The 12,310-nt window shown below is 43.0% G+C and carries 9 protein-coding genes, 1 pseudogene and 1 riboswitch; of the genes and pseudogenes, 6 read left to right on the top strand and 4 right to left on the bottom strand.

The features are described from left to right. Positions 1 to 48: 48 nt before the first annotated feature. Complete coding sequence (gene pdeM, locus F824_RS0105850; protein ID WP_019596929.1) at positions 49 to 726, bottom strand: ligase-associated DNA damage response endonuclease PdeM; 678 nt, start codon at positions 724 to 726, stop codon at positions 49 to 51. 128 nt (positions 727 to 854) lie between these two features. Between pdeM and F824_RS0105845 the strand changes: the two genes are divergently transcribed. Next, complete coding sequence (locus F824_RS0105845) at positions 855 to 1,295, top strand: DUF2147 domain-containing protein (RefSeq protein ID WP_019596928.1); 441 nt, start codon at positions 855 to 857, stop codon at positions 1,293 to 1,295. A gap of 68 nt (positions 1,296 to 1,363) precedes the next feature. Here the strand turns inward: F824_RS0105845 and F824_RS0105840 are convergent, their stop codons facing one another. After that, positions 1,364 to 1,759, bottom strand: coding sequence for a VOC family protein (locus F824_RS0105840; protein ID WP_019596927.1), 396 nt, complete (start codon positions 1,757 to 1,759; stop codon positions 1,364 to 1,366). Between the two features lie 300 nt (positions 1,760 to 2,059). Here F824_RS0105840 and F824_RS0105835 point away from each other — a divergent pair, with 300 nt between their 5' ends. Both F824_RS0105835 and F824_RS0105830 read left to right on the top strand, forming a co-directional pair. Next, on the top strand, positions 2,060 to 3,529 hold the full coding sequence (locus tag F824_RS0105835) for a protein adenylyltransferase SelO (RefSeq protein WP_019596926.1): 1,470 nt from the start codon (positions 2,060 to 2,062) through the stop codon (positions 3,527 to 3,529). A gap of 85 nt (positions 3,530 to 3,614) precedes the next feature. Beyond that, positions 3,615 to 4,097: a hypothetical protein gene (locus F824_RS0105830; protein ID WP_019596925.1), complete on the top strand. Its 483-nt coding sequence runs from the start codon at positions 3,615 to 3,617 to the stop codon at positions 4,095 to 4,097. 54 nt (positions 4,098 to 4,151) lie between these two features. On the opposite strand, the gene F824_RS0105825 is transcribed toward F824_RS0105830, so the two are convergent. Both F824_RS0105825 and F824_RS0105820 read right to left on the bottom strand, forming a co-directional pair. Then, on the bottom strand, positions 4,152 to 5,207 hold the full coding sequence (locus F824_RS0105825) for a homoserine O-acetyltransferase family protein (protein ID WP_026333526.1): 1,056 nt from the start codon (positions 5,205 to 5,207) through the stop codon (positions 4,152 to 4,154). Between the two features lie 71 nt (positions 5,208 to 5,278). Beyond that, positions 5,279 to 6,586, bottom strand: a complete 1,308-nt coding sequence (locus tag F824_RS0105820; protein WP_019596923.1) for an O-acetylhomoserine aminocarboxypropyltransferase/cysteine synthase family protein — start codon at positions 6,584 to 6,586, stop codon at positions 5,279 to 5,281. A gap of 199 nt (positions 6,587 to 6,785) precedes the next feature. Further along, positions 6,786 to 6,895: riboswitch (SAM riboswitch) on the bottom strand. A 338-nt stretch (positions 6,896 to 7,233) separates the two neighbouring features. On the opposite strand from F824_RS0105820, the gene F824_RS0105810 reads away from it, so the two are divergent. The 3 genes and pseudogenes from F824_RS0105810 to F824_RS25580 all read left to right on the top strand — a co-directional run. Continuing rightward, positions 7,234 to 8,289, top strand: coding sequence for an acyloxyacyl hydrolase (locus tag F824_RS0105810; RefSeq protein WP_019596921.1), 1,056 nt, complete (start codon positions 7,234 to 7,236; stop codon positions 8,287 to 8,289). A 425-nt stretch (positions 8,290 to 8,714) separates the two neighbouring features. Continuing rightward, positions 8,715 to 11,948, top strand: a complete 3,234-nt coding sequence (locus F824_RS0105800; RefSeq protein ID WP_026333525.1) for a S41 family peptidase — start codon at positions 8,715 to 8,717, stop codon at positions 11,946 to 11,948. 130 nt (positions 11,949 to 12,078) lie between these two features. After that, positions 12,079 to 12,310 (top strand): annotated as a pseudogene (locus F824_RS25580) (IS5/IS1182 family transposase); the annotation flags it as partial.

Below are 12,310 nucleotides of genomic sequence, written 5' to 3'. Positions count from 1 at the left end.
ACTTCAAATTCTTTCAAAATTAACCAGCATATCTGTATTTAACCAATCTTATTTCATTAAATCGATCGGAATGACATTTTTGTCTGTGATAACGAAGGCTTGATCGGTTTTGGTGCACTTCATGGAGGCCAATCCCGTGAACCTGCCGAATGCGGGTAAAACCATTTGATGGGGATTTGCAAAAAAACAGGGGAGCATCAATCGCTGCCTGCCTTTTCCATGGAGCGCGATGCCGGGGTGAATGTGGCCGCAGAGGTTGAATTTTCCTTCTGGAATCGCGGAAAGGGGTTCATGCGATAGGATCAGATTTCCCAAAACCAAAGGCTCCTCATGAATAATCCAAAGACTGGACCGGTAGCAGGCATCCGACAAAATATCATGATTGCCCTTTACCAAATGGAAATTTATTTCCGCGAATAATCCCGAGAATTCCTCGAGCACAAACCAACTTTCATTGAGATCGCTGTGAAACAAGTCTCCCAAAAAATAGATGTCTTTGGGCTTGTATCTTTCGATCAATTCCTTGATCCGCATCAAATCCTCCTCATGCAGGATTTCCGGGATCGGAATCCCGGCTTTCCTGAAATGAGCCGCTTTTCCAAAATGGGGGTCTGAAATGAAAAGTGATCCCAATTCGGGTGAATAAATTGCCTTTTCCTTCAATAAAATCAAGTTGCGATTGAAAACCTCAAAAACGTGCCCCCCTTCTTCATCCACTCCGGTCATTTATTGTCTGTTTTTCAGGCTTATGTTCTCGAAAAAAACTATTCCAATTCTCGAATCAAAAAGGAATTTTGTTTTTGCACCGTAAAAGTATTACTATTCGTAAGGTTTTGAAATAAAAACAGTTCAACATGATCAGAAAATCAATTTTATTTATTCTTGTTTGCGGTGCTACGCTTTTGTCATTGCAAGCAAATGCCCAAGATTCGAATGCTATCTTGGGGCAATGGTACAATACCGAAAAAGACGCGAAAATCGAGATCGCCAAAGAAGGGGATAGGTTTTTTGGAAAAATCGTCTGGCTCCAAGAACCAACAGAAAACAGCAAGCCGAAGCTGGACAAAAACAACAGTGATAAAGACAAAAGAAACAGACCTATAATGGGGATGCGCCTGTTGGATAATTTTGAGCACAAAAACGGTGTTTGGGAAAACGGGGTCATCTATGACCCCAAAAATGGAAAAACCTATTCCTGTACCATCAAAATGAAAAATAGCAAGACTTTGGAAGTCAGGGGATACATTGGGATTTCTTTTATTGGCAGGACAGTGGAGTGGACGCAAGCGGAATAATTGGTCTCCTTTGATCCAGCCAAAAAAAAGGTGCAATTCCTTTTATGAAACTGTTTTATGACACCAGCTTATTTTTTGTCCCATATCCCAATAGGGACTATTTCCAGTACTTTGCCGAAGGGGTCTTCAAAATAAAAACTTTGGAGACCTCTTTTCCATTCCTGTTCGTGTGTGAGGACAATCCCTTTTTTCAAGATCTCCACCTTGGTTTTTAGATATTCCTTGGCAGGAACTTCAAAGGCAATGTGCTGTTTTCCCCTGGCAAAATGAGAGGGAAGATTGGTCTCGCTTTGGGTGACCTCCGGAATAAAGCAGAGGAGGATGGAACTTCCACATCTGAAGAATATATGCCTGTTTTCTACTCTTGATATTATCGGCATTTCCAGAACTTCGCCATAAAAATACTGGGCGGTGTCCAAATTTGAGATGTAAAGGCAGGTTTCCTTGATTTGTGTATATTCCATAAGAGAAGCTACGCATCAATTGCGTATGCATCAAATAGATTTTGGGGGATTGAGAAATGCTTGTTTGACCTTCGGGTTTTGAGACATAAGCGGTAAGTTTGACTTTCTGTAGGATACTTAATCATTTCACCTTTTTCCAAACAAGGACAAATAGGGAGAGTTGATGGAGATGGGTTTTCTGAAAAGCAGAACGGAGGATAAGCGGCAAAAGCACTAACTTGCGTGCAAATCATGAAGCATTCGTGAAAAAAAATCGGGATGACCCATGCGATGTGCTTCCCCAATCGAATTTGAAAATTTATGAAGAACTTGGAAAGAGGATGGAATTTGGACAACAGCTACGCAAGGTTACCGGAAAAAATGTTTGCGCTTTCTTCGCCCAGCCCTGTTCACCAGCCTACAAAAATCTTATTCAATTACAAATTGGCCGAAGAGATCGGATTGAAATATGATTCGGAAAGTGATGAAGAAATAGCGTTGTTGTTTTCTGGAAACACTGTTCCCGAAGGAGCGAAACCATTGGCCCAAGCCTATGCCGGCCATCAATTTGGTCATTTTACCATGCTTGGTGATGGTCGAGCGATCTTGTTGGGAGAGCAAATCACCCCAGAAAACATACGGCTTGATATCCAATTAAAAGGCGCTGGGTTTACAGCCTTTTCGCGAAGGGGAGATGGGAGGGCCACACTCAGGTCCATGCTCCGGGAATATTTGATCAGCGAAGCGATGTACGGATTGGGGATTCCCAGCTCAAGAAGTTTGGCGGTGATCGGAACAGGTGAAAAGGTGTACAGGGAACAAAGTAACCAGGGAGCTGTCCTCACAAGGATATCATCAAGCCATATTCGTGTTGGGACTTTTGAATATGTCAAGAATTTTTTGCCAAAAGAAACACTCCAAGAGTTCACCGATTATGTGATCGAAAGACATTATCCCGAAATCAAAAAATCAGAAAACCCTGCTTTGGCCTTGTTGAATGCAGTCATGGAAAGGCAGATTGACCTTGTGGTGAATTGGATGCGGGTTGGATTTATCCATGGCGTGATGAATACCGACAATATGTCCGTAGCCGGAGAGACATTCGATTATGGACCTTGTGCTTTCATGAATGCATATAACCCAAAAACTGTTTTCAGCGCCATCGATACAGAGGGGCGTTATGCTTTTGGGAACCAACCCAAAATAGTCCTTTGGAATCTATCGTGTTTTGCCGAATCCATCCTTCCTCTTATCCATTCCGACACACAAGAGGCCATTCGGCTTGCAGAAGAAGCATTGAATTCTTTTTCATCAAAATATGAAAAGAAGTGGTCCGAAATGATGGGAAGAAAATTAGGTTTGGTCCATTTGTCTGATTCTGGATTGGGAAAAGAATTGGTCCAAGAACTATTGATTTGGATGGGGAAAAACAATGCGGATTACACCAATACATTTTTAGAAATACAATCTGACAGCAAAGAGAAGACAGGCGTTTATGCCACGGAATCTTTTTCTAATTGGCTTTCCAAATGGAAAACGATGATGACACTGGATGGGAAAGATTTTCAAAGCACTTTGAAAACCATGAAGGCAAACAATCCAAGCTTCATTCCAAGAAATCACCTGGTGGAAAAGGCGTTGGATGATGCCTGTCTAAATGGGGATTTCGGATTGTTTGAGCAGTTGCTTCAGGTTTTCGCCGATCCTTATCAATCCGTTCCTGCGTTTAATGAGATGCAAACACCACCAGCAAATGGAGACCGACACTACCAAACCCATTGCGGAACTTAAAATCATTTGATCTTCCCACGATTTCCAGATTCAATTCGTTTTTGGTGATTTATATTTTAATTCTTAAAAACATTTAACAGCGATAATGCAACACACCGCATATTTATCAGCATCTGAAACCCAGATTTTGAAGGATTTCAACCAAAACAAAACCATCCAATCGGTAATCTATTACTATTGGATCAATACGATGAATTCCGAGGATCTTTTTACATTCAAGGATACAATCGAGTTTGTGAGTGATTCCCAAAAATCAATTTTTTTCAAAATCAATGAGGAGGATACGGGGATCTGTATTTTGGATGTTTTTGATTTTGAGAAGCAAAAGGCAGAAATTGAAAGTGAATTCCAAGGGAAAATCAAATTCCATAAACGGGATGCTTCCTCACTTGAGATTTGGCAGGAGACTTTAAGAAGCCCTTTTTTGGAAATCAAGGCAGAAAGTGAAAACGATCGCCTCTTGAACCATACTTTTATGATCGCATTTGAGGAGATGAAATTGGAACTGAATCTTCATCCTGTGGATGGTCTGGTCTTTAGTCCGTATGACGATAGTTTGGATGATTAAAAGCCAAGTGGTCAGGAAAATCAGTGTTGAACGTCTGGAAAATATTTTTTTGGATCAATCGTTTGCTTCCAGATAAAATGAGCTGAGGATGTAACTCAACTGACTGTATTCTATCAAAAAGGCATCGTGACCATAGGGTGATTGTATTTCTCGGTAGGTTCCGAGTTGTACATTTTGGGCAATAAATTGGGATTCTTCCCTTAGGAAAAGCAAATCCCTGTCCACCCCGATGGCCAGCACTCTGGACGGGATTTCGGACAGTGCCTTTTTGACTCCGCCTCTTCCACGGCCCAAATCGTGACTGTCCATGGTTTTGGTAAGTGTCCAATAGGAAAGTGCATTGAAGCGATTTGCCAATTTGTTTCCTTGGTAGCGCAGATAGGAACTGACCCTGAATTGATCTGTTTTGTCTTCCGCATCGGCTTGGTTTTCGGCAAAATTCTCAGGATGTCGATAGGAAAGCATGGCAATCGCCCGAGCGGCTTCCAATCCTTTTTTTCCAGCTTCCGGCGTGCTTTGACCCCAAGTCGAGTCGGATTCAATGGCCATTCTTTGGGTTTCATTGAAGCCAATTGTCCATGGCGAAGTTTTGGCATTGGAGGCCAAAATGACTGTGTTTTTTACTTTGTGTTTCAGCAAATACGCCCATTCCAAAGCGACTTGCCCACCGAGGGATCCTCCGATCAGGGTATTGATCTCCATAATCCCGAGATGTTCCCGCAACAGATCAAGGGAAAGTGCCATGTCTTTTGTGGTCAAATGTGGGAAGTCATAATAATAAGGTTTCCCTGTCTTCGGGTTTTCGCTAAGCGGTTGGGTCGAACCATAGCAAGAGCCCAATAGATTGGCGCAAACGATAAAATGTTTCGTTGGATCGTAGAATTTATCTTCACCGACCAAACCACTCCACCATTCCTGCACATTGGCATCACCAGTCAGCGCATGAATCACCCAAATGACATTGTCCTTGGATGTGTTGAGGTGTCCTTGTGTTGTATATGCCAATTGAAATCCTGGAAGGAATTCCCCAGATTCCAATTTTAGAGGGTCTTCATTCGTGTAGGTTTCTTGCGCCATATCAATAATCAGGTAGGGGCTTTTCAAATTCATTGTCAAATTCATTGTTTCGTAAAATTCAAACCTGGCAAATCCAGAAGACTTACCAGGTTTTTATCTTTGTTTTATCCGATTGCTTCAAATGCTTGTTGCAAATCGGCTTTGATGTCCTCAATGTGTTCGATTCCCGTGGAAATCCTCAATTGTGTGGGAGTGACACCTGCCGCCAATTGCTCCACATCCGAAAGCTGCTGGTGCGTGGTAGCAGCGGGTTGGATGATGAGCGTTTTGGCATCTCCGACATTGGCCAAGTGGGAGATCAATTGTAGGCTGTTGATAAAAGCAGAAGCTTTTTCCTTGTCGCCCTTAAGTTCAAAACTCAAAACACCACCAAAACCATTGGTCAGGTATTTTTTCGCCAGTTCATGATAAGGCGAAGATTTTAATCCGGGATAATTGACCTTCTGGACTTTTGGATGCGCTTCCAGCCATTCAGCCAAAATCAAAGCATTCTCGACGGTTCTTTGTACCCGTAGGGACAATGTCTCCACACCCTGAAGCAAGAGAAAAGAATTGAACGGACTCAATGCTGGACCAAAATCCCTCAATCCTTCTACCCGTGCACGGATGGCAAAAGCGATATTGGGCAAGCCTAAAGGATTGTTTTCTCCAAAAACCTCCCAAAATTTCAAGCCATGATAGCCCTCTGAAGGTTCGGTAAATTGTGGGAATTTGCCATTGCCCCAGTTGAAATTCCCGCCATCGACGATGATTCCACCGATGGAAGTACCATGTCCACCGATCCACTTGGTAGCGGAGGCAGTGACGACATTGGCACCATGGGCGAGTGGTTTGAACAGGTATCCGCCTGCACCAAAAGTATTGTCCACGACCAATGGCAGGTTATGTTTCTTGGCCAAAGCGGCGATCGCTTCAAAATCAGGGATGTTGAATTCAGGATTTCCAATAGTTTCCAAATAAAGCGCCTTGGTCTTGTCATCGATGAGTTTTTCAAAATCAGCCACGTCATTTCCTTTGGCAAAGCGTGCTTCAATGCCGATCCTTTTGAAGGCGACTTTGAATTGATTGTATGTTCCGCCGTAGAGAAAAGGGGTAGAGACAAAGTTTTCGCCGGCTTGCAGGATGTTGTTTAGGGCGAGAAACTGCGCTGCCATCCCGGAACCTGTGGATACTGCTGCGACTCCTCCCTCGAGAGCGGCGATTCTTTTTTCAAAAACATCATTGGTAGGATTCATGATCCGGGTGTAGATGTTTCCGAATTCTTTCAGGGCAAAGAGATTGGCTCCATGCTCAGCCGAATCAAATACGTAGGACGTGGTCTGATAAATAGGGACAGCCCTAGAATTGGTTGCGGTGTCCGGTGCTTGGCCTGCATGGAGTTGAAGCGTTTCAAAACGATGTGAATTTGACATAACAAAATGGGTTTAATGGTTAATAAGGTGTTTTGTAGATACGGAAAACAAATTTGATTTCCCGGAATATAGGAGGGGTGAAAAACTATTTACACATAAAACAACACAAGCAGAGCATCAGTGAGCTTCTGGTGATTGTTTTTGAGTAAGAATCTTGAGGAAGGGTACGGGAATAATCAATATAAATCATCTGGTTAAGAATCTATATTTCCAAACGAGGATATTCTCATTTGGCAGGAATTGGCACCTTGGATTTTCCAGGTTGCCAGAGGGTCGTAGAGCCTGTCTCTTACCTCTTCTTTATAAATCCCAACACCCAAAAAAGCGGTAGGATGTCACAAAGTAAAACCCAAGGAATTTCTTAAGCAAGGGAATTTGGGAAATTATTTCTACCCAAATGAAAAAATCACCCCGTCAAATGATTGGAAGAGAATGTTTGACGGGTATTTGTGGCCAGCAAAGGTTTTGGCTTCTGAAGATAAAATAGCGGCGATTTCCTTGCAAAACCAGTTCTGTTTTCTCATCTGGGGTCATAAAGTGAATCCCCTAAAATTTTGAAAATCGGTCTTGAAATCATGAATAGTGGGCATAATTTTTATAAATTGAGATGAAGGTAATTCACTTTGGAATACAAAAACAGGAGAGATATGGGGAAACCTACCATCAATTTTTTGAGGATTTGGATTTTTTTGATTCCTTTTCAGGTCTTTTCCCAAAATATCGGGAGAGTTGGATTGGAAGGGTCGCGGGGGTTTGTTATTGCCCACTCCTCGGATTTGATACCAGTGTCCCAGACCAATCCCTATGGGCTAAAAGGCAGTTACCAGGTCTTGAAAACCGATCAGAAAAACTGGGAAGCTTGCAACTGTTTCCATTATTTGGGGATCGGGTTTTCCTACCACAATTTTGACTCTCCGGATATTCTGGGGGCAGCTTTTAGTCTTTCAGGATCATTTGAACCGATACTTTGGCAGCATAAGAAGTGGGTCTTGGGTCTGGAAAGTGGGATGGGGGTCAGTTATTTGACCAGATTTTATGATTCGGAAACAAACCCTTCCAATACTTTTTTCAGTGCCCCAATCAGTTTTTTGATGTTTGTTGCACCTCACTTGGAATACAGCTTGACGCCCGAATGGACATTGCAATTGGCTTTGAACTACAACCATATTTCCAATGGGGGGCAAAAAAAACCCAACAAAGGCATGAATTATCCCATGTTGAGTTTTGGGATTTACCACTACCTGAATAGCGTCGAATTGCCAAACCATTCCAAACAACCATTGGAAAGAGAATTGGTTTTTTTTGGGGAAATTTCCTACACAAACAAGAATTCGGAATGGGCCGAAAAAAGAAAACCTTCCCTTGCCTTGACCGGAGGTGCCTATAAATCCATTACTGGAATCAACGCGCTAGGGCTCGGCGTGGAACTGAATCGGGATTTTTCCTTTGATGGAGAAGATGGGATTTCGAATGACCTGATGCCGGCACCCTTTATTTCCCACCATTTTCTCTTTGGGAGGGTAGATTTCAGTCAGCGAATGTCACTTTATGCCCACAAACCCAATGGATACAATGACTATCTATTTTACCAAAGATATATTCTGCAATATCAAGTGTGGGAAAATTTGGGATTGGGAATCGGCCTCAAAGCGCATGGCCATGTGGCAGAAAACATAGAGTTTAGGCTCGGCTGGAAGTTTTAAGCCCTAATTCTCCAGTATTGTCCTAAATCTACCCTTTTCGATTTCTTTATTTCATGCAAATGATTTGCTGACCGACCATCGAGTTGGCGATTTCAAATTCCAGTGTTGAAGTGATCTGTGGTGTAGAATTTTTTTTGAATGGAAATTCAATATCGTATTGTTTATTATACAATATGCTTATCCTCAATGCCGTCAGAAAACACCAAATCCGCTTCAAATCCTTGGTATTAATTCCAGATTGGCGTTTTCTTCGGTTTTTGAACCACTAATTGAGAATTAGCATGCCATGTTCAGAACAGCAGACGATAGTAAGGAAAATGAAATTTTGATCTATTCAAATCAACTTTCTTTCCAACCACGTAATTTCTTTGAATACCCGAGTGTTTTTTCATTATTTTTAAACCCAAAACCATTCCCAAATATTTATGCGTTTGATCAAATCGAGTTTAACTATTTTACTGACGGGTTGGATGGGTTTTGCCATCGCCCAGGAAGCTCCCCAATGGCTTCGCTATCCGGCGATTTCACCCGATGGCTCCAAGATTGTGTTTACTTACAAAGGTGACCTTTACACTGTCCCAACAGCTGGCGGGAAAGCATCACAGTTGACTTTTCATGAAGCGCATGATTTCATGCCTGTATGGAGCAAAGATGGGAGTAAGATCGCCTTTTCTTCTGACCGTTATGGGAATTTTGATGTTTTTGTCATGGGTGCAGAAGGAGGTCAGGCTTCCAGATTGACTTACCATTCCAATGACGAAATGCCCTACACTTTTTCGGCTGACGATGCATCTGTGTTGTTCGGTGGCGTAAGGCAGGATTTGGCGGAGCACCGCCAATATCCAAGTGGATCCCAACCGGAGTTGTACAAGGTGCCGGTCACTGGAGGTCGTGTAGACCAGGTTTGGACCCTTCCCTCCGAGTATGTTCAGATAAGTGCAGATGGTCAAAAAACCATTTATCATGACAAAAAAGGTGGTGAAAATGAATGGCGCAAAAAGCACCAATCTGCGATTACAAGAGATATCTGGCTGTATGATGCCGCTACCAATAGCCATAAAATGATCACCGATTTCCCAGGAGAGGACAGAAACCCTGTTTTTGGTCCAGGAGAGAAAGAGATCTTCTATCTGAGTGAAGAAAAGGGAAGTTTTAATGTCCAAAAAATGAGTCTGGACAATCCCACTCAAAAAACAGCCTTGACCGACCTCAAGGATTTCCCGGTTAGGTTTCTGACCATTTCCAAGGACGGTTTGATGAGTTTCTCCTACGATGGAGAAATTTATACACTGAAGGATGGCGCACAGCCGCAAAAAGTGTCGGTTTCCATCAAAACCCAATCGATCGGCAACACGGACAGCTATATCAGCATCAATGGAGGCGTGAGGGAAATGTCGATTTCACCGGACGGTAAGGAAATTGCATTCATCGCGAGAGGGGAAGTGTTCGTCACTTCAGTGGATGGGGCATTGACCAAAAGAATCACCAATACCCCGCAGCAAGAAAGATTCGTGCAATTTGCGCCGGATGGAAAATCCTTGGTTTATGCCAGCGAAAGAGATGGGAAATGGCAGATTTATCAAACCAAAAGGGGAAGGGAAAAAGAGGAACCTTTCTTTTTTGCCAGTACGCTGGTCAATGAAGCCGTACTCGTAACTTCCGATGCAGACAATTACCAGCCGCTCATTTCCCCGGACGGGAAAAAACTGGCTTACATTGAAGGCAGAAGAACCTTGAAAGTATTGGATTTGGCCACCAAGGCAACGGTCACCTTGATGAATCCTGAGCAGCTCCTTCACATGGGTGACGGAGATCAATATTTTGCCTGGAGCCCGGACAGCAAATGGTTATTGGCCGAATACAATCCCACCATGGCCAATGGAGAAGTCGTCTTGTTGGATGCTTCGGGGAAAAAACCGATGGAAAACCTGACCTTGAGTGGATATGGAGACAGCAGGCCGAAGTGGATCAACGGCGGAAAGCAGCTTATTTGGTTCAGTAACCGTGATGGATTGAAGAGTTTTGCCACCAGCGGAGGATCCCAAAACGATGTGTACACCATGTTTCTTACCCAAGAGGCTTACGATAAATTTCGATTGAGCAAAGAGGATTTTGACTTGATGAAGGAAGTGGAGAAGCTCGGAAAAAAGGATGAGGAAAAAAAGGACGATAAGAAAGAGGATAAAAAAGAGGAAAAAGTTGAGGATATCAAAATAGATTGGGAAGACATCAGGGAAAGGAAAGCGAAACTGACTATTCATTCTTCATCTTTGGGAGATGCAGTTATTGACAAGGAGGGAGAAAAATTGTACTACCTCGCCAGATTCGAGAAAGGCATGAACCTATGGAGCACGGATCTTCGGACGAAGGAAACCAAGATGGAATTGAAATTGGATGCCGGTTTTGGAAGATTGGAGTGGGACAAGGAAATGAAAAACCTCTTTCTTTTGTCAGATGGAAGCATTTCCAAAATAACCGACAAGGGGAGTAAAAAAGAGCAGATCAAGATTGCGGGTGAAATGACATTGGACACTGAGGCCGAACGTGCCCAGATGTTTGAACACATCAAAATCAGAACAAAGGGAGTTTTCTACACCCCGGATTTTCATGGCGTCGATTGGGATGCCCTGACCACACAATATGCCAAATATTTGCCCCATTTGGGCAATGGCTATGATTTTGCGGAAATGGCATCCGAAATGATCGGGGAACTGAATGTTTCCCATGCGGGAGCAAGATACAGCCGAAATGTAGCTCAGGCAGATGCCACATCATCCTTGGGGATTTTCATGGATTACAACCATAAAGAGGCCGGAATCAAAATTTCCGAAATCCTGAAAGGTGGACCTTTGGATAAGGCCGATATCAAGATCCAAGCGGGGATGATCATCGAGAAAATCGATGGGGAAGTCATTGCCGTCAATAGAGACATTGCGCAGTACTTTAACCGGAAAGCGGATAAGTTCACGCTGCTGGAAGTATTTGATCCCAAAACCAAAACCCGTCAGCAAGTGACAGTTAAGCCCATTACTTTGGGTGCAGAAAACCAATTGTTGTACAAACGCTGGGTGAAAAAGAACCAAGCCGAGGTGGACAGTATGAGTGGAGGGAAATTGGGGTATGTACATATTCCAGGCATGTCCGATGGACCATACCGAACCACTTATGAAGAAATGATGGGCAAATACCATGACCGGGATGGCGTGATTGTCGATACCAGATTCAATGGAGGAGGGGATCTTGTCGCAGATTTGGCCATGTTCTTTACCGGTGAAAAATTCATCACCTACGCCACGGAAGACAGAGAAGTTGGCTATGAGCCTACTTTTCGCTGGACCAAGCCTACCTTGGCGATGTTCAATGAGGGCAACTATTCCGATGGACATTGCTTTGCCTGCGGCTACACCGATCTGAAAATCGGTAAGACCGTAGGAATGCCGACTCCAGGGACCTGTTCTTTTGCGGGTTGGGAAATGCTACCCGATGGAGGGAGATGGGGCGTAGTACCCATATCGGCAAAGGACAAAGCTGGAAATTGGATGGAAAACAACGAAACCAAACCCCAATTTCAAGTCAAGAATATGCCAGGCAAGATCGACAAAGGCATTGACGAGCAACTGGAAAAAGCCGTCGAAGAATTGTTGAAAGATGTAAAATGAAAAAAAAATGGGACGGAAATTTGAGGCCACTGAAAAAGTCCTTTGATAAAATGTTAGTAAAAAAGGTGTAGGAAAATTACTTTTCTACACCTTTTTTTTGTATATTTTAATATACAAATAACTCAATATCATGTTATTACATCAACAAGAGATTAAGTTCAGCCAATACAGTTCCATCTATGACTTGATAGTCCCAAAGGACAATCTTCTTAGAAAGATCAATGATATCATTGACTTTAGTTTTGTTTACCAAGAGTTAGTTGATAAATACTGCTCTAATAATGGACGTATGGCACACAGTCCTGTTCGGATGTTTAAGTATCTGTTGCTCAAAACCATTTATACCTTGTCAGATGTCGATG

The organism is Rhodonellum psychrophilum GCM71 = DSM 17998 (assembly GCF_000381545.1).
Taxonomy (GTDB): Bacteria; Bacteroidota; Bacteroidia; order Cytophagales; family Cyclobacteriaceae; genus Rhodonellum; species Rhodonellum psychrophilum.
The sequence above is the reverse complement of the archived record's forward strand: the minus strand, read 5'-3'. Positions and strand labels throughout refer to the sequence as shown.

Bases quoted from the DNA above. Each gene is read 5' to 3' on its own strand.
- pdeM (WP_019596929.1), bottom strand. From the start codon at position 726: ATGACCGGAGTGGATGAAGAAGGGGGGCACGTTTTTGAGGTTTTCAAT.
- F824_RS0105845 (WP_019596928.1), top strand. From the start codon at position 855: ATGATCAGAAAATCAATTTTATTTATTCTTGTTTGCGGTGCTACGCTT.
- F824_RS0105840 (WP_019596927.1), bottom strand. From the start codon at position 1,759: ATGGAATATACACAAATCAAGGAAACCTGCCTTTACATCTCAAATTTG.
- F824_RS0105835 (WP_019596926.1), top strand. From the start codon at position 2,060: ATGAAGAACTTGGAAAGAGGATGGAATTTGGACAACAGCTACGCAAGG.
- F824_RS0105830 (WP_019596925.1), top strand. From the start codon at position 3,615: ATGCAACACACCGCATATTTATCAGCATCTGAAACCCAGATTTTGAAG.
- F824_RS0105825 (WP_026333526.1), bottom strand. From the start codon at position 5,207: ATGAATTTGAAAAGCCCCTACCTGATTATTGATATGGCGCAAGAAACC.
- F824_RS0105820 (WP_019596923.1), bottom strand. From the start codon at position 6,586: ATGTCAAATTCACATCGTTTTGAAACGCTTCAACTCCATGCAGGCCAA.
- F824_RS0105810 (WP_019596921.1), top strand. From the start codon at position 7,234: ATGGGGAAACCTACCATCAATTTTTTGAGGATTTGGATTTTTTTGATT.
- F824_RS0105800 (WP_026333525.1), top strand. From the start codon at position 8,715: ATGCGTTTGATCAAATCGAGTTTAACTATTTTACTGACGGGTTGGATG.